The organism is Kitasatospora sp. NPDC048540, assembly GCF_040651175.1.
Classification (GTDB): domain Bacteria; phylum Actinomycetota; class Actinomycetes; order Streptomycetales; family Streptomycetaceae; genus Kitasatospora.
Genome location: NZ_JBEZIR010000057.1, coordinates 11143 through 28653, shown reverse-complemented (window position 1 = coordinate 28653; position 17511 = coordinate 11143). Strand labels below are relative to the sequence as shown.

General features: G+C 71.5%; 12 protein-coding genes. All 12 read left to right on the top strand.

Annotated elements, in window-relative coordinates:
* The first annotated feature begins 394 nt into the window (after positions 1-394).
* The 12 genes from AB0D08_RS22270 to AB0D08_RS22215 all read left to right on the top strand — a co-directional run bounded on the left by AB0D08_RS22270 (position 395) and on the right by AB0D08_RS22215 (position 17266).
* Positions 395-619, top strand: a complete 225-nt coding sequence (locus tag AB0D08_RS22270; RefSeq protein WP_149038368.1) for a hypothetical protein — start codon at positions 395-397, stop codon at positions 617-619.
* A gap of 185 nt (positions 620-804) precedes the next feature.
* Positions 805-2937, top strand: coding sequence for a potassium-transporting ATPase subunit KdpB (gene kdpB / locus AB0D08_RS22265; RefSeq protein WP_359890957.1), 2133 nt, complete (start codon positions 805-807; stop codon positions 2935-2937).
* A 119-nt stretch (positions 2938-3056) separates the two neighbouring features.
* Complete coding sequence (locus AB0D08_RS22260) at positions 3057-3488, top strand: hypothetical protein (RefSeq protein ID WP_359890955.1); 432 nt, start codon at positions 3057-3059, stop codon at positions 3486-3488.
* 349 nt (positions 3489-3837) lie between these two features.
* A complete protein-coding gene (locus AB0D08_RS22255; RefSeq protein ID WP_359890953.1) occupies positions 3838-4650 on the top strand; it encodes an SDR family NAD(P)-dependent oxidoreductase in 813 nt (270 codons plus the stop codon).
* 244 nt (positions 4651-4894) lie between these two features.
* Entirely contained in the window at positions 4895-6772 is a 1878-nt protein-coding gene (locus AB0D08_RS22250; RefSeq protein WP_359890950.1) for an APC family permease, read from the top strand.
* A gap of 266 nt (positions 6773-7038) precedes the next feature.
* Positions 7039-9018, top strand: a complete 1980-nt coding sequence (locus AB0D08_RS22245) for an APC family permease (RefSeq protein ID WP_149038374.1) — start codon at positions 7039-7041, stop codon at positions 9016-9018.
* A gap of 331 nt (positions 9019-9349) precedes the next feature.
* Positions 9350-9439 carry a K(+)-transporting ATPase subunit F gene (kdpF, locus tag AB0D08_RS22240; RefSeq protein WP_033822604.1) on the top strand — a complete coding sequence of 30 codons (90 nt, stop codon included), beginning with the start codon at positions 9350-9352 and terminating at the stop codon, positions 9437-9439.
* Position 9440: 1 nt separating this feature from the next.
* Complete coding sequence (kdpA, locus tag AB0D08_RS22235; protein ID WP_359890947.1) at positions 9441-11102, top strand: potassium-transporting ATPase subunit KdpA; 1662 nt, start codon at positions 9441-9443, stop codon at positions 11100-11102.
* A complete protein-coding gene (gene kdpB, locus AB0D08_RS22230; protein WP_033822606.1) occupies positions 11102-13210 on the top strand; it encodes a potassium-transporting ATPase subunit KdpB in 2109 nt (702 codons plus the stop codon). The genes kdpA and kdpB (AB0D08_RS22230) overlap by 1 nt, the downstream gene beginning before the upstream one ends.
* A gap of 19 nt (positions 13211-13229) precedes the next feature.
* Positions 13230-13859, top strand: coding sequence for a K(+)-transporting ATPase subunit C (kdpC, locus tag AB0D08_RS22225; protein WP_033822607.1), 630 nt, complete (start codon positions 13230-13232; stop codon positions 13857-13859).
* A 144-nt stretch (positions 13860-14003) separates the two neighbouring features.
* Positions 14004-16595, top strand: a complete 2592-nt coding sequence (locus tag AB0D08_RS22220) for an ATP-binding protein (protein WP_359890944.1) — start codon at positions 14004-14006, stop codon at positions 16593-16595.
* Complete coding sequence (locus AB0D08_RS22215; protein ID WP_359890942.1) at positions 16592-17266, top strand: response regulator; 675 nt, start codon at positions 16592-16594, stop codon at positions 17264-17266. The genes AB0D08_RS22220 and AB0D08_RS22215 overlap by 4 nt, the downstream gene beginning before the upstream one ends.
* Positions 17267-17511 lie beyond the last annotated feature (245 nt).

The window sequence follows — 17511 nt, the reverse complement described above, 5'->3', positions numbered from 1 at the left end:
GCCCCCAACGGCCGCACGGCCGCCAGGGGGCGGGTCCCCGTCGCCGTGGCGATCGGCCGGGACCAGTGGCCCACCAGGATGGTGCGGCCGGACGGGAAGCGGCAGGCGTCCGGCCGGGACGGGGCCTGACAGCTCCCCGACCTCTATGACTGTGGTTCTGACACCGTGTTGACACCGGTCAGGAGCGATGCCGCCCGGGCCGGAAGGACGCCGTGTCAAGGAGTCGTCAAGGCGGGGGGAATCGGCGTAGCCCGCACGTCAATGCCCGTTGCGGCGGGGGAGGATCGGGACTCCACTGGAAGCGGCAGATACTGCCCGGTAGCCCTGGAACAGGGCCGTGGCCGCCCGGCTCGGCCCGGAGTGCGGGACCGCGTTCTGAAGGAAGCGAATGACCATGAGCATCGGCACGTATGACACCGTCGAGGTCAACGGCTCGTCCGGCAGCCTCCCGACGCCGGGGCCCGCACTGCTGTCGGCGACGCGGCCGCGCGACCTGCTGCGCCTGCCCGTGGTCCCCGTACCGCAGCCCGCCGGCACCGGCGCCCCGGAGACCGACGAGGCGGAGGGGCGCCGCGCGTCCGGAGGCCACTGCCGGATGTCCATGGGGTACCTGGACTGACTCCGTTGCTGCGATGACGGGCCCACCTGTACCGGACGGGCGGGCGGCCCCCCGCCAAGACCGCGTCAACACCTCCTGGCGGACCGTCAGAAAGGTGTCAGGGGCGGGATCCGGTGCGCGGTCGCCCTGTTGGCTGGGGCCGAACTGCCCGACCCGCCACCGGCCGCTCGCAGAAGGCTCCCAGCATGCTTGCTCCGGCTCCCGAGAGGGACCAGTCCACCCGCCCTGCCCCACCGTCGCCCCCGGCCCGCCGCCACCGGGCGGCGAGCGGTCTGTTCGACCCGAAGCAGCTGGTGATGTCCTTCCCCGAGGCGCTGCGCAAGCTGCATCCCCGGGTGATGGTCAGGAACCCGGTGATGTTCGTGGTCGAGGCCGGCTCCGCCCTGACCACGCTGTCCGCGATCGTCTCGCCCAGCGTGTTCTCGTGGCTGATCGGCCTCTGGCTCTGGCTCACCGTGGTGTTCGCCAACCTGGCGGAGGCAGTGGCGGAGGGCCGCGGCAAGGCCCAGGCGGAGTCCCTGCGCAAGGCCAGGGCCGGGACGGTGGCCCGTCGGCTCCGAACCTGGCGGGTGGGCCTGCGGCAGTTCCGGGAGGAGTCGGTGCCCGCCGAGAAGCTGGTCCTCCACGACTTCGTGGTGGTCGAGGCCGGCGGGACGATCCCCGGTGACGGCGACGTGGTCGACGGCATCGCGGCCGTCGACGAGTCCGCCATCACGGGCGAGTCCGCCCCCGTGATCCGGGAGGCCGGCGGCGACCGGTGTGCCGTCACCGGCGGCACCAAGGTCCTCTCGGACCGGATCGTCGTGCGGATCACCTCCAAGCCCGGGCTGACCTTCATCGACCGCATGATCGCCCTGGTGGAGGGCGCCGAGCGGAAGAAGACCCCGAACGAGATCGCCCTCAACCTGCTGCTCGCCTCCCTCACCGTCATCTTCATCCTCAGCGTCGTCACCCTCCAGCCGCTCGCCATCCACGCCCACGCCGAGCAGAGCACCGCCGTGCTGGTCGCCCTGCTGGTCGCGCTGATCCCCACCACCATCGGTGCGCTGCTCTCCGCGATCGGCATCGCCGGCATGGACCGCCTCGTCCAGCGGAACGTGCTGGCGATGTCCGGCCGGGCGGTGGAGGCGGCCGGCGACGTGGACGTTCTGCTGCTGGACAAGACCGGCACCGTCACCTTCGGCAACCGCCGGGCCGTCCGCCTCCTCCCGCTCGACGGTGTGGCGGACGGACAGCTCGCCGAGGCGGCTCAGCTGTCCAGCCTCGCCGACGAGACGCCCGAGGGCCGCTCGGTCGTGGTCCTCGCCGAGGAGCGGTACGGGCTGCGCGCCCGCGCCGAGGGCGAGCTCGGGCAGCTGGAGTTCGTCCCCTTCACCGCGCAGACCCGGATGAGCGGCGTCGACCTCACCTGGCCCGGCAGCCCGGCGATCCTGGTCCGCAAGGGAGCCGCGGCCGCGGTCACGGCCTGGGTGTACGACCACGGCGGCCTGGTCCCGCCGCAGGCCTTCGAGGTCGTCGACGCGATCGCCTCGGGCGGCGGGACTCCGCTGCTGGTCGCGGTCCACGACCGGCACGGCGCCCGGGCACTGGGCGTGATCCACCTCAAGGACGTGGTCAAGGAGGGCATCGCCGAGCGCTTCGCGGAACTGCGGCGGATGGGCATCCGGACGGTCATGGTCACGGGCGACAACCCGCTGACGGCTCGTGCCATCGCCACCGAGGCCGGGGTGGACGACTTCCTCGCCGAGGCCACCCCCGAGGACAAGCTGGCGCTGATCAGGCAGGAGCAGGCCGGCGGCAGACTGGTCGCGATGACCGGCGACGGCACCAACGACGCGCCCGCGCTGGCCCAGGCCGATGTCGGGGTGGCGATGAACACCGGGACCTCGGCCGCGAAGGAGGCCGGGAACATGGTGGACCTGGACTCCAACCCGACCAAGCTGATCGAGATCGTCGAGATCGGCAAGCAACTGCTCATCACCCGCGGCGCGTTGACCACGTTCTCGATCGCCAACGACGTCGCCAAGTACTTCGCGATCATCCCGGCCATGTTCGCCGGCGCCTACCCGGGCCTGCGCCACCTCAACATCATGGGCCTGCACAGCCCGACCTCGGCGATCACCTCGGCGATCGTCTTCAACGCGTTGATCATCGTCGCGCTGATCCCGCTCGCCCTGCGCGGCGTGCGCTACCGGCCTTCGTCCGCCTCCGAGCTGCTCGGACGCAACCTGCGGATCTACGGACTCGGCGGACTGGTGCTGCCCTTCCTCGGCATCAAGGTCATCGACCTGCTGGTCCAGTTCGTCCCCGGCCTGTGACGCGGCGGTCCCGCTGCCGCCCCGCGCCCCGTCAGGGACGCGTTGGAATCCCCGTCCCGGCCATCAGGGAACCGTCAACGAAGGGTGGCACGCGTCGGCACGTGGGTTTGGCTTCGGTCATGAGGCTCTATCACTCCCGCCCGGGCCGGTCCACCTTCCGGCCGGTGGTGGACCGCCTGGCGGTCAGCATGTCGGGCGCCGTCGCGCTGGTGGCCTGCGCCCTGATGACGCTCGCCCTGTCCGTGGTCGGGGAGCGGCACCCCACCGGGTTCGCGCTCGGCGCCTTCGCCGCCCTGTGCGCCGTCCTCGGTGCGGTCTCCCGTCCCGTGGCGGCGCCGCTGGTCGCGGGGGCGGGCTGGCTGTTCTTCAACGGCTTCGTCGTCCACCGCTTCGCGACGCTGGAGTGGGCCGGCGCCGGTGTCGAAGCCACCCGCTTCGGCGTGTTCGCCGCGGCGGCGCTGGCCGCCTCGCTGCCCGCCGCCTGGCCGCGGCACCGGGTCCGCACAGCGGTGCTGGCCGTGCCGGTCGGCGTGCCGAGGCCTAAGGGCTGACGGTGCATCAAGGATGCGTCAGAGCGGGCGGGCCGGCCTTGCCCGCCCGGAGCAGGGGCATTTGAATGAACGTCATGAACCGCCCGACACGCCACCACGACCGCCCGCCGCATCTGCGGGCGCCGGCCACTGTCGCGCTCATCCCCGCCGTCCGGTAGCCCTGCCTCCCCGCAGTCGACCCGGCCGGGCGCGGGCGGGCCACCGATGTCCGCCCGCGCCGTCTCCGTCCGGCCACCGCTTCCGGCGCGGGCCCGACGGGTCAGTCGCAGTACACCTCCCGCACTCCCGGTCCCCGGTGGCGCATGCCTGCGCCCGGCGCCCGGGGTGCCTCGCAACCCTTGGATGGGTCATGTCCGCAGTCCTTTCCGCACGCACCGCCCTGGTCACCGGAGCCTCCTCCGGCATCGGCTGGGAGACCGCCCGGCTGCTCGCCGCCCACGGCGCCACGGTCATCGTGCACGCCCGTACCGCCGACGAGGGCGAGCGCGCCCTGGACCGGCTGGTCGACGCGGGCGCCTCCCGCGACCAACTCGTCATGCTCGCGGCCGACTTCACGCGCTTCGCGGACGTCGCCGTGCTCGCCGGCACCGTCACGACCGCGTTCCCGGCCCTCGACCTGCTGGTCAACAACGCCGCGGTGATGGCGCCCGAGCGCTGCACCCTCACCGAGGACGGCCACGAAATCTCGCTCCAGGTGAACTTCCTGGCCGCGCACCTGCTCGCCAAGCTGCTCCGGGCGCCGCTCTCGGCGGCCGGCGGAGCGCGGATCGTCAACGTCTCCTCCTCCCTGCACCGCACCGCGTCGATGAACTGGAACGACCCCAACCGGGTCAAGAAGTACTCCAGGGTCGCCGCGTACGCGCAGTCCCAGCTCGCGCTGACCATGGGCACCCGCGAGATGGCCCCGGAGGGTTCCGGCATCACGGCCGTCAGTGTCAACCCGGGCCTGTGCGACACCGCCCTGCTGCCGCTGTACGGGCGGGTCGGCGCCCCGGCCGCCGAGGGCGCGGCGGCGGTCGCGAAGCTCTGCCTGCCGGACTTCCGCCTCACCAACGGCGCGTACTACGACGGCGGCGACATCGCCCCGACCGCCCTGGTGGCCACCGAGGAGCGCTCGCTGCGCCGCCTGGTCAAGCTCGCCGACCAGCTCGTCAGCCGGTAGTTCCATGATCCACCCGGTGCCGTGTGCCACCGGCATCGGGTGCCCGGGAAAGTCGCTGCCCCGGGGCGCTGTCCGTTCACGGCCGCAAGGCCGACGGCGCCCCGGGGCAGCGGCGCACCCGGGCGTGTCAAGACCGTGTCAGGGGCCCACTCGCGGGCGTCAGGGTCGCGTATGGGCCGATGGAGGCGGCGTCCCGGGTGGGACAGCATCCGTGGAGCACATTCGATCCACGGAGGTTCATTCGATGTCCGGTGCCACCGATGCGCAGCAGTCGGCCATAGCCGTCGGCGGGGAGGAACCGCCCGATACCGGCGGCCGGCCCGAGCAGCAGCCCGAGCAGCAGCGCGACAAGCTGACCGCGCTGGGCGGCCTCGCGGCGCTCTCGCTCGACGCGGTGGCCTCCGTCGCCTACGGTCCCGAGTCGATCGTCCTGGTGCTGGCCGCCGCGGGCGGGTACGGCCTCGGCTTCACCCTCCCCGTCACCGCCGCCATCGCCGTACTGCTGGCGGTCCTGGTGGCCTCGTACCGCCAGGTGATCGCGGCGTTCCCGGACGGCGGCGGCTCGTACGCGGTCGCCAAGGCGCACCTGGGCCGGCGGGCCGCGCTGACCGCCGCCGCCTCGCTGGTGATCGACTACATCCTGAACGTCGCGGTCTCCGTCACCGCCGGCGTGGCCGCGCTGACCTCGGCCGTGCCGGGCCTCTACGGCGACCGGGTCTGGCTCTGCCTGGGTGTCCTCGCCCTGGTCACCGCCGTCAACCTGCGCGGCATCGCCGAATCGGCCCGCTGGTTCATGGCGCCGACGGCCGTCTTCGTGCTCTCGATCCTGGCGATCATCGTCGTCGGCCTGTTCCGGGACGCGCCCGCCAGCACCGAGGCCGCCGCCGGGCACGCCTCCGCGCTGGCCGGGAGCGCCACCACGGTCGGTGCGCTGTTGCTGCTCAAGGCCTTCGCCGCCGGCTGCTCGGCGCTGACCGGGGTGGAGGCGGTGGCCAACGCCGTCCCGTCCTTCCGGACACCGCGGGTCAGGCGCGCCCAGCACACCGAGGTCGCGCTCGGCGCGCTGCTCGGCGTGATGCTGATCGGCCTGGCCGTCCTGATCGGCCGCTTCCACCTGCAGCCGGTCGAGGGCGTCACCGTGCTCGCGCAGCTCGCGGACGCCTCGCTCGGCCACGGCTTCGGCTTCTACCTCGTCCAGTTCGCCACCGTGATCCTGCTCGGACTGGCGGCCAACACCTCGTTCGGCGGTCTGCCGGTGCTGATGCGCCTGCTCGCCCGGGACAACCACCTGCCGCACGTCTTCGCCCTGCGCGCCGACCACCAGGTGCACCGGCACGGGGTGATCTTCCTCGCCGTGGTGTCGGGCGCCCTGCTGGTCGGCTCGGGCGGCGACGTCAACAGCCTGGTCCCGCTGTTCGCCATCGGGGTCTTCGTCGGCTTCACCATCTGCCAGGTCGGCATGGTCAGGCACTGGAACCGGGAACGCGGCGCGGGCTGGCGGGGCAAGGCGCTGCTGAACGGCTTCGGCGCCCTGCTCACCGGTGTCGCCACCCTGGTGGTCACCGGCACCAAGTTCACCGAGGGCGCCTGGGGCATCTGCCTGGCGCTGCCGCTGCTGGTCCTGCTGTTCGAGCTGATCCACCGCACCTACGTCCGGATCGGCGCCCGGCTGGAGGTCGGCCAGGTCCCCGGCCCGGTCACCCGGCAGCGTTCGCTGGTGGTCGTCCCGGTGCACGCCATCACCCGCCTGACCCGCGACGCACTGAGCGCCGCGGTCTCGCTCGGCGACGAGGTGCTCGCCGTCACCGTGGTGCACACCGCGCCCGACCCGGAGGACCGCAGGGCCGCCGAGGCGCTGCGCCGGGACTGGGAGCTGTGGCAGCCCGGTGTCCCGCTGGTCGAGGTCCCCGACGCCCACCGCCGGCTCGGCCGGCCGATCGCGGCCTTCGTCAACGAGCTCGCCGCCGAGCACGCCTACGACCGGATCACCGTGCTGATCCCCGAGGTGGAGCCGGCCCGGCTGTGGCAGCGGGCCCTGCAGAACCAGCGCGGAGCGGTGATCGACCGGGCGCTGCGCCGGCACAGCGACGCGGTGGTCTGCCGGCTGCGGCTGCGGATGTAGCGCCACACGCGGGGTGATTTGCCCGATTTCATAAGATATCGCCGATCCGATCGGCATATCTTGACGATCCCTTAACGGCTCCCTTGACGCCCCCGATACGCTCCGGTAGCGCGCCCAGGTCAACCCATCTGACCTGCGGATATGCCAAGCGCCGACAGCGTACCGGGGGCGTTTCGGGCGGCCTTGCCGCCACGCGCGGGAGCCCTACGCTCGCCCGTGTGTTCAATCTGCCCCAGGCGCTGAAGCGCCTCGTCATCGGCCGGGCCATGCGCAGCGAGGAGCTGGGCGAGACCCTGCTCCCGAAGCGGCTGGCCCTGCCGATCTTCGCGTCCGACCCGCTCTCCTCGGTGGCCTACGCCACCCAGGAGATCCTGCTGGTGCTCACCGTCGGCGGCACCGCGTTCCTCTACCTCACCCCGTGGGTCGCGGCGGGCGTGGTGGCGCTGATGGTCGTCGTCGTCGCCTCGTACCGGCAGGTCGTGCATGCCTACCCGAGCGGCGGCGGCTCGTACGAGGTGGTGTCCCGCAACCTCGGCCCGAACTCCGGGCTGGTGGTCGCCGCCTCGCTGCTCGTCGACTACGTGATGACGGTCGCGGTGTCGGTCGCCTCCGGGGTGGACAACATCATCTCGGCGTTCAACGGCCTGGCCGACTACCGGGTGGCCATGGCGGTCGGATTCGTGGCCCTGCTGATGGCGATGAACCTGCGGGGCGTCCGGGAGTCGGGCAACGCCTTCGCGGCCCCCACCTACCTGTTCATCGGCGCGATGCTGCTGATGATCGCCACCGGCCTGGTCCGGATGGTGTTCGGCGACACCCCCGTGGCCGAGAGCGCGGCGTTCGGGATCGCCCCCGAGCACGGCGGTGACACGCTGGCCGGCCTCGGCCTGCTGATCCTGGGCCTGCGGGCGTTCGCCTCCGGCTGCACGGCGCTGACCGGCGTCGAGGCGATCTCCAACGGCGTGCCCGCGTTCCGCGCTCCCAAGTCGCGCAACGCGGCGACCACCATGGCGGTGATGGGCATCACCGCGGTGGTGATGTTCGTCGGCGTCACCGCGCTCGCCCTGATCGCCAAGGTCCACTACGTCGACGACGCCTGCCAGCTGACCGGCCTCGCCGGGGACTGCGCCACGTACAGCCAGCAGACCGTGATCGCCCAGCTCGCGGCCTCGGTCTTCGGCGGCAGCGACAGCATCCTGTTCTACGTAGTCCAGGCCGCCACCGCGCTGGTGCTGATCCTGGCCGCCAACACCGCCTTCAACGGTTTCCCGCTGCTCGCCTCGATCCTGGCCGAGCACCGCTACCTGCCCCGGCAGATGCACACCCGCGGCGACCGGCTGGCCTTCTCCAACGGCATCATCGCGCTCGCCGTGGTCGCCGGCGGCCTGCTCTGGCTCTACGACGCCGACGTCACGAGCCTGATCCACCTCTACATCCTCGGTGTCTTCACCTCCTTCACGCTCTCCCAGATCGGCATGGTCAAGCACTGGAACCGGGTGCTGGCCGGCGAGGGCGACGGCGCGGTGCGCGGCGCCGCGCAGCGCTCCCGGGTGATCAACGGGCTCGGCGCGGTCACCACCGCCCTGGTGCTGGTGATCGTGCTGGCCACCAAGTTCACCCAGGGTGCCTGGCTGGCGGTGGTCGCCGCGATCGTGCTGTGGCTGATGATGCGCGGCATCCGGCGGCACTACGACGCCGTCGCCTCGGAGCTTGCGGTGGAGGACCCGAACGCCGAGTCGGTGCGCCCGTCCCGGGTGCACGGCATCGTGCTGGTCTCCAAGCTGCACAAGCCCACCCTGCGGGCGCTGGGCTACGCCGAGGCGTTCCGCCCGGACACCCTGGAGGCGGTCACCGTCGAGGTCGAGAAGGACGCCACCGCCGACCTGCGCGCCCAGTGGGACGCGTACGAGGTCCAGGTCCCGCTGAAGGTGCTGGACTCGCCGTACCGCGAGATCACCAAGCCGGTGGTCTCCTACGTCCGCACGGTGCGCCGCACCAGCCCCCGCGACGCGGTCGCGGTGTTCATCCCGGAGTACGTGGTGGGGCACTGGTGGGAGCACCTGCTGCACAACCAGTCCGCGCTGTGGCTGAAGAGCCGGCTGCTCTTCACGCCCGGTGTGATGGTGATCAGCGTGCCCTGGCAGCTCGCCTCCGCGCCGCGCGCCGACCACCCCGCCCGCCGCGCCCCCGGCGCCGTCCGCAGGGGCGAGCCGGCCCGCTCCGGGTCCGTCACCGAGAAGGTCTGACCCCCTGAACGCCGGCCCCGGACAGCACCGCTGCCCGGGGCCGGCGGCACGTTCCGGCCAGATCGGGGCCGACCGGTGTAGGACGGGCGTCAATGCCGCGTCAAGGTTGCCGACCCGGCCGTATGGAGCGCGTCAGGGCCGCTCACACCGCTGTGACCGGCTGGTTTGCTGACATGGCCGGTCTGCCGCCGGCGTCGTGCGGGCCCTCGGGGTGTGTCACGGCCAAGTCCTGAACCACGTTGGTGGAGCCCATGCTCGATCTCGTTTTCGTCGGCATCACGGTCGCCGTGTTCGCCGTCATCGCCCTGGTAGCGCGGGGGGTGGAGAAGCTGTGAGCGTCGAGAACATCGCAGGTCTCATCGTCGCCGTCGCCCTGGTGGGCTACCTCGTCGTCGCGCTGATCTACCCGGAGAAGTTCTGACATGAGCTCCACTCTCGCGGGCTGGCTGCAGGCCCTCGCCCTGGTGGGCGCGCTGGCCCTGTGCTACCGCCCCCTCGGCGACTACATCGCCAAGCTCCTCACCTCCGCCAAGCACCTCAGAGTCGAGCGCGGCCTGTACAAGCTGGTCGGCGTCGACGGTGACGCCGACCAGCGCTGGCCGGTCTACCTCCGCTCCGTACTCGCCTTCTCGGCCCTGTCGATCCTGTTCCTCTACGGCCTGATCCGGCTCCAGGGCCACCTGCTGCTGAGCCTCGGCGTCCCCGAGATGGAGCCGCACCAGGCCTGGAACACCGCGATCTCCTTCACCACCAACACCAACTGGCAGTCCTACAGCGGCGAGTCCGCGATGGGCCACCTGGTGCAGATGGCGGGCCTGGCGGTGCAGAACTTCGTCTCCGCCGCCGTCGGCATCGCGATCGTGGCCGCCCTGATCCGGGGCTTCACCCGCAACCGCACCGACCGGGTCGGCAACTTCTGGGTGGACCTCACCCGGATCTGCCTGCGCCTGCTGCTGCCGATCTCGATCGTCTTCGCGCTGGTCCTGGTCGCGAACGGTGTCGTCCAGAACTTCCACGGCTTCCACGACATCGTGACGCTGGGCGGCGACACCCAGTCGATCCCGGGCGGCCCGGTGGCCTCGCAGGAGGTCATCAAGGAGCTCGGCACCAACGGCGGCGGCTTCTTCAACGCCAACTCGGCCCACCCGTTCGAGAATTCGACCGGCTTCACCAACTGGCTGGAGATCTTCCTGCTGCTGGTGATCTCCTTCTCGCTGCCCCGCACCTTCGGCAAGATGGTCGGCGACAACCGCCAGGGCTACGCGATCGTGGCCGTGATGGGCCTGTTCTGGGTGGCCTCGGCCGCACTGATCACCTTCGCCGAGTCCCAGCACTCCGGCACCGCGCTCCAGGCGGCCGGCGGGGCGATGGAGGGCAAGGAGCAGCGGTTCGGCATCGCGGCCTCCGGCCTGTTCGCGGCGTCCACGACGCTGACCTCGACCGGCGCGGTGAACTCCTTCCACGACTCGTTCACGCCCTTCGGCGGCGGCCTGACGATCTTCAACATGATGCTCGGCGAGATCGCGCCCGGCGGTACCGGCTCCGGCCTGTACGGCATGCTGATCCTGGCGATCGTCGCGGTGTTCGTGGCGGGCCTGATGGTCGGCCGAACCCCGGAGTACCTGGGCAAGAAGCTCGGCGGCCGGGAGATGAAGTTCGCCTCCCTCTACATCCTCACCACGCCCGCGCTGGTGCTGATCGGCACCGGTGTCGCTATGGCGCTGCCGGGTGAGCGGGCCGGGATGCTGAACTCCGGACCGCACGGGTTCTCCGAGGTGCTGTACGCGTTCACCTCCGCCAGCAACAACAACGGTTCGGCGTTCGCCGGTATCACGGTGAACACGCCGTGGTACGACACCGCGCTGGGCCTGTGCATGGTGCTCGGCCGCTTCCTGCCGATGGTGTTCGTGCTCGCGCTGGCCGGCTCGCTCGCGCAGCAGCAGCCCGTCCCTGCCACCCCGGGCACCCTGCCCACCCACAAGCCGCTGTTCGTGGGCCTGCTGTCGGGCGTCGTCCTGATCGTCGTCGGCCTCACCTACTTCCCGGCCCTGGCCCTCGGGCCGATCGCGGAAGGTCTCCACTGATGTCGTCCACCCTCACCCCGCCCGCTCCCGTCGAGCAGGAGCAGGCTCCGCACAGAGTATCCGGCGGTCTGCTCGATCCCCAGCTGATCGTGAAGTCCCTTCCCGACGCGGTGAAGAAGCTCGACCCGCGCGTCATGATCAAGAACCCGGTCATGTTCGTGGTCGAGGTCGGCTCGGTGGTCACCACCGTCTCCGCGATCGCCGACCCCTCGGTGTTCGCCTGGGCGATCACCGTCTGGCTCTGGCTCACCACCGTCTTCGCCAACCTGGCCGAGGCCGTCGCCGAGGGCCGCGGCAAGGCGCAGGCCGACACGCTGCGCCGGACCAAGACCGACACCATGGCCCGCCGCCTGGTGAACTGGCCCGCCTCGCAGGCCGAGGAGGAGGTCTCCGGCACCGCCCTCCAGCTGGGCGACCACGTGGTCGTCGAAGCCGGCCAGATCATCCCCGGTGACGGCGACGTCGTCGAGGGTGTCGCCTCCGTCGACGAATCGGCGATCACCGGCGAGTCCGCGCCGGTGATCCGCGAGTCCGGCGGTGACCGCAGCGCGGTCACCGGTGGCACCAAGGTGCTCTCCGACCGGATCGTGGTGAAGATCGCCTCGGAGCCCGGCAAGTCCTTCATCGACCGCATGATCGCCCTGGTCGAGGGTGCCGCCCGGCAGAAGACGCCGAACGAGATCGCCCTCAACATCCTGCTCGCCTCGCTGACCATCGTGTTCCTGATAGCGGTCGTCACCCTGCAGCCGATGGCGACCTTCGCCGGCGCCCCGCAGTCGATGATCGTCCTGGTCGCCCTGATCGTCGCGCTGATCCCGACCACCATCGGGGCCCTGCTCTCCGCGATCGGCATCGCCGGCATGGACCGCCTGGTGCAGCGCAACGTGCTCGCCATGTCCGGCCGCGCCGTCGAGGCCGCCGGCGACGTCAACACCCTGCTGCTCGACAAGACCGGCACCATCACCCTCGGCAACCGCCAGGCCGCCGAGTTCCAGCCGGCCACCGGCGTCACCGTCGAGGAACTGGCGGACGCCGCCCAGCTCTCCTCGCTGGCCGACGAGACCCCCGAGGGCCGCTCGATCGTGGTCCTCGCCAAGACCGGGTACGGCCTGCGAGCCCGCGCGCAGGGCGAGCTCACCCACGCCACCTGGGTCCCGTTCACCGCCCAGACCCGGATGTCCGGCGTCGACCTCGACGAGGCCGACGGCGTGCACGCCGTCCGCAAGGGCGCAGCCGGTTCGGTGACCAGCTGGGTCACCGAGAACGGCGGCACGGTCGGCCAGGACATCGCCACCCTCGTCGACGGCATCTCCGCAGCCGGCGGCACCCCGCTCGTGGTCGCCTCCCGGGTCGGCACCGCCGCCCCCAAGGCCCTCGGCGTCATCCACCTCAAGGACGTCGTCAAGGAGGGGATGAAGGAGCGCTTCGACGAGCTGCGCCGGATGGGCATCAGGACCATCATGATCACGGGTGACAACCCGCTGACCGCCAAGGCGATCGCGGACGAGGCCGGCGTGGACGACTTCCTCGCCGAGGCCACCCCCGAGGACAAGATGGCCCTGATCAAGAAGGAGCAGGCGGGCGGCAAGCTGGTCGCGATGACCGGCGACGGCACCAACGACGCGCCCGCGCTGGCCCAGGCCGACGTCGGCGTGGCGATGAACACCGGCACCATGGCGGCCAAGGAGGCCGGCAACATGGTGGACCTGGACTCCAACCCCACCAAGCTGATCGAGATCGTCGAGATCGGCAAGCAGCTCCTGATCACCCGCGGCGCCCTGACCACCTTCTCCATCGCCAACGACGTCGCCAAGTACTTCGCGATCATCCCGGCCATGTTCGCCGGTGTGTACCCGGGCCTGCGCCACCTCAACATCATGGGCCTGCACAGCCCGACCTCGGCGATCACCTCGGCGATCATCTTCAACGCCCTGGTCATCATCGGCCTGATCCCGCTCGCCCTGCGCGGCGTCAAGTACCGCCCGTCGGACGCCAGTTCGCTGCTCCGGCGCAACCTCGGGGTGTACGGCTTCGGCGGTCTCGTGGTGCCGTTCATCGGCATCAAGGCGATCGACCTGATCATCCAGTTCATCCCCGGCCTGAGCTGAGACGGAGGAAACAGCAACCATGCCCAAGCCACTGCCCACCTCCGTACGCACCCACTTCACCGCGCTGCGGATGCTCCTGGTGATGACCGTCATCCTCGGCATCGCCTACCCGCTGCTGGTCACCGGCATCAGCCAGGTCGCCTTCAGCGACAAGGCCAACGGCTCGATCGTCAGCTCGCAGGGCAAGGAGATCGGTTCCAGCCTCCTCGGCCAGAACTACAACCTGCCCAAGAAGAACCCCGACGACGCGGACGAGCAGGCCCAGCCGGACCCCCAGTGGTTCCAGCCCCGGCCGTCCGCCTACAACTACGACCCGAAGAGCTCCGGCGCCTCCAACCTCGGCCCCAACAGCGAGGACCTGCTGAAGAACGTCGAGGACCGCCGCGCGGCCGTCGCCGCCTTCGACGGCGTCGACCCGGCCACCGTCCCGGTGGACGCGCTCACCGCCTCCGGCTCCGGTCTCGACCCGCACATCTCGGTCGCCTACGCCGAGGAGCAGGTCGCCCGGGTCGCCAAGGCCCGCAACCTGTCCGCGGACACGGTGGACAAGCTGGTCGCGAAGTACACCGAGGGCCGTTCGCTCGGCTTCCTCGGCCAGGACGGCGTCAACGTCGTCCTGCTCAACAAGGCGCTCAGCGAGCAGAAGTGACCGCACGCCGACCGGCCGCATAGGAGGACCGGCCCGGGAGCGGGGGACCACCCCCGTCCCCGGGCCGGTCACCCGCATGTCCGCCCGCCCCAACCGCACCACCCACCACACCCCAGGCCGCCCTCGTAGGAAAGAGCAGCGCCCATGTCTCGCGACCTCACCCCCGGCACCCGCGTACGGCGCGGCCGGCTGAGGGTCTACCTCGGCTCGGCTCCGGGCGTCGGCAAGACGTACCGGATGCTCGACGAGGCCCGGCGCAGACAGGAACGCGGGGCGGACGTGGTGGTCGGCTTCATCGAATGCCACGGCCGCCGGCACACCGAGAACATGCTCCAGGGACTGGACGTGGTGCCCAGGCTCACCCGCACCTACCGGGACACCGAGTTCACCGAGATGGACGTCGACGCGATCCTGGAACGGAAGCCCTCCGTGGCCCTGGTCGACGAACTGGCCCACACCAACGTCCCCGGCGGCCGCAACGCCAAACGCTGGCAGGACGTCGAGGAACTGCTCTCCGCCGGGGTGGACGTCATCACCACCGTCAACATCCAGCACCTGGAGTCGCTGAACGACGTGGTCCGGAAGATCACCGGCATCCCGCAGCGCGAGACCGTCCCCGACGAGGTGGTCCGCCGCGCCGACCAGATCGAACTGGTCGACATGGCCCCGCAGGCCCTCCGGCGCCGGATGGCGCACGGCAACGTCTACAAGGCGGAGAAAGTGGACGCCGCACTCTCGAACTACTTCCGCGTCGGCAACCTGACCGCCCTGCGCGAACTCGCCCTGCTCTGGGTCGCCGGCCGGGTCGACGAAGGACTGCGCGACTACCGCGCCAGCCACCACATCGACCGGGTCTGGGAGACCCGCGAACGCGTGGTGGTCGCCCTCACCGGCGGCCCCGAGGGCGAGACCCTGATCCGCCGCGCCGCCCGCATCGCCGACCGCACCGCCGGCGGCGACCTGCTCGCCGTCCACATCACCCGCAGCGACGGCCTCGCCGGCGCCTCACCCGGCAACCTCGCCGAACAGCGCCGACTCGTCGAAACGCTCGGCGGCAGCTACCACGTGGTGGTCGGCGACGACATCCCCACCGCCCTGCTCGCCTTCGCCCGCGCCCACGACGCCACCCAACTCGTCCTCGGCACCAGCCGCCGCGGCCGGATCAACCGCTTCCTCACCGGCCCCGGCATCGGCGAGACCACCGTGGACGCCTCCGAGGACATCGACGTCCACATGGTCACCCACGAGTTCACCGGCCGCGGCCGGCTGCCCACCCTCGGCCGGCGCCACTCCAGGCGCCGCACCGCCGCCGGCTTCACCTCGGGCCTGGTACTGCCGTTCCTGCTCACCGCCGGGCTCTCCCAGCCGCACTCGCTGAACCTGACCACCGTCGCGCTGATCTTCCAGCTCGGCGTCGTCGCGGTCGCCCTGCTCGGCGGCGCGTTCTCCGCCCTGATGGCGTCCCTCATCGCCTCACTGCTGCTCAACTACTACTTCATCCCGCCCGTCCACACCTTCACCATCGCCGAACCCAACAACGTCATCGCCCTCGTGGTGTTCGCCGTCGTCGCCCTCACCGTCTCCACCGTCGTCGACCACGCCGGCCGCCTCACCAGCCGCGCCGCCCGCGCCACCGCCGAGGCCGAGACCCTCTCCACCCTCGCGGGCAGCGTGCTGCGCGGCGCCGACGCCCTGCCCGCCCTGCTGGAGAAGTCCAGGACCGCCTTCGGCATGGAGTCCGTCGCCCTGCTCGACCGCGCCGGCGGCGAAGTCCTCGCCCGCAGCGACGCCGGCGGCGAACCCGCGCCCGACCGCCAGAGCACCGAAGTACCCGTCGGCCCGGACGCGCTGCTGGTCCTGACCGGCCGACGCCTGCCCGCCGCCGACATGCGGGTGCTCACCGCCTTCGCCGCCCACGTCGCCGCCGCCCTCGAACGCGACCGGCTCGCCACCGTCGCCGCCGAGATCGAACCGATCAAGGCCGCCGACCGGATGCGCACCGCCCTGCTCGCCGCCGTCAGCCACGACCTGCGCACCCCGCTCGCCGCCGCACTCGCCTCGATCGGCTCGCTGCGCAGCCCCGACGTCGAGTTCTCTGACGAGGACCAGGCCGAACTCCTCGACCTCGCCGACGCGTCGCTCGTCAAACTCACCCGCCTGGTCGACAACCTGCTCGACATGAGCCGCCTCCAGGCCGGCGCCCTCACCCTGCACCTGGCGCCGGTCCACCTCGACGAGGTCCTGCCCCGCGCGATGGACTCGCTCGCCGACCCCGACGCCCCCGTCCAGCCGCTCGACCTCGACACCGCCCCGGCCGTCCTGGCCGACCCGCCGCTGCTGGAACGCGTCCTGGCCAACGTCATCACCAACGCCCTGCGCCACAACGCCCCCGGCGCCCCCGTACTGGTCACCGCCAGCGGGCACCTGGACCGCGTCGAGATCCGCGTCATCGACCGCGGCCCCGGCATCGCCGCGGAGGAACGCGACCGGGTCTTCCTGCCGTTCCAACGCCTCGGCGACACCGACAACACCGCCGGCGTCGGCCTCGGCCTCGCCCTCTCCCGCGGCCTCGCCGAAGCCATGGGCGGCACCCTCGACGTCGAGGACACCCCGGGCGGCGGCACCACCATGCTGCTCACCCTTCCCGCGGCCGAGAGCGAGACCGACCGCGAGAGCGCGGCGGAGGCCGGGACGGAGACCGAGAGCGGCGTGGACCCCGGAGAGGTGACGGCATGAACCACATCCTGGTCGTGGACGACGAACCCCAGCTCCTACGCGCCCTGAAGATCAACCTCCACGCACGCCACTACTCCGTCCTCACCGCCGCCACCGGCGCCGAAGCCCTGGACCTCGCGAGCCGCGAGATGCCCGGCGCGGTCCTGCTCGACCTCGGCCTGCCCGACCTCGACGGCATGGACATCATCCGCGGCCTGCGCGCCTGGAGCGCCGTACCGATCATCGTCCTGTCCGGCCGCGACACCGCGACCGAGAAGATCAGGGCGCTCGACGCGGGCGCCGACGACTACCTCACCAAACCCTTCGTCATGGACGAACTCCTGGCCCGCCTCCGCGCCGTGCTGCGCCGCCCGCCGGCCGAGACGCCGCCGCCCCGGGCCGTGATCGGCGACCACGAGGTCGACCTGGTCGCGGGCGCCGTCACGGGCCCCGGCGGCCCGGTACGGCTCACCCCGACCGAGTGGAAGATCCTCACCATCCTGCTGGCCCACCCGGGGAAGCTGGTCCCGGGACGGCAGATCCTGCGCGAGGTCTGGGGACCGGACCAGCAGGAGCACGGCAACTACCTGCGGGTCTACCTCGCCAACATGCGCCGCAAGCTGGAGACCGACCCGGCCCGGCCCCGCCATCTGATCACCGAGCCCGGTATCGGCTACCGGTACCGGCCCTGAACCAGCCGGGTGCCAACGAGCCGTCAAGATCACTGCCCCCGGCGCCAAGGAAGCGTCAGGGAACCCGGAAGCCGATCTCCGGCGGCATAGCGTCGGCGACGAGGGATCGGCTCCGCTCCGTGGGGGGTGCGGGCCGTGACCACGCCGGTGGCTGTCATCCCGAGGTGGGTTTCCACCGATGACCATCCGGCGGCCAGGTGAAAAGGGTAGGGGGACGCGCGGCCATGACAGCGGGTGCACCGGAG

Bases quoted from the DNA above. Each gene is read 5' to 3' on its own strand.
- AB0D08_RS22215 (WP_359890942.1), top strand. From the start codon at position 16,592: ATGAACCACATCCTGGTCGTGGACGACGAACCCCAGCTCCTACGCGCC.
- AB0D08_RS22250 (WP_359890950.1), top strand. From the start codon at position 4,895: ATGTCCGGTGCCACCGATGCGCAGCAGTCGGCCATAGCCGTCGGCGGG.
- AB0D08_RS22270 (WP_149038368.1), top strand. From the start codon at position 395: ATGAGCATCGGCACGTATGACACCGTCGAGGTCAACGGCTCGTCCGGC.
- AB0D08_RS22220 (WP_359890944.1), top strand. From the start codon at position 14,004: ATGTCTCGCGACCTCACCCCCGGCACCCGCGTACGGCGCGGCCGGCTG.
- AB0D08_RS22255 (WP_359890953.1), top strand. From the start codon at position 3,838: ATGTCCGCAGTCCTTTCCGCACGCACCGCCCTGGTCACCGGAGCCTCC.
- kdpA (WP_359890947.1), top strand. From the start codon at position 9,441: ATGAGCTCCACTCTCGCGGGCTGGCTGCAGGCCCTCGCCCTGGTGGGC.
- AB0D08_RS22245 (WP_149038374.1), top strand. From the start codon at position 7,039: ATGCGCAGCGAGGAGCTGGGCGAGACCCTGCTCCCGAAGCGGCTGGCC.
- kdpC (WP_033822607.1), top strand. From the start codon at position 13,230: ATGCCCAAGCCACTGCCCACCTCCGTACGCACCCACTTCACCGCGCTG.
- kdpB (WP_359890957.1), top strand. From the start codon at position 805: ATGCTTGCTCCGGCTCCCGAGAGGGACCAGTCCACCCGCCCTGCCCCA.
- kdpB (WP_033822606.1), top strand. From the start codon at position 11,102: ATGTCGTCCACCCTCACCCCGCCCGCTCCCGTCGAGCAGGAGCAGGCT.
- AB0D08_RS22260 (WP_359890955.1), top strand. From the start codon at position 3,057: ATGAGGCTCTATCACTCCCGCCCGGGCCGGTCCACCTTCCGGCCGGTG.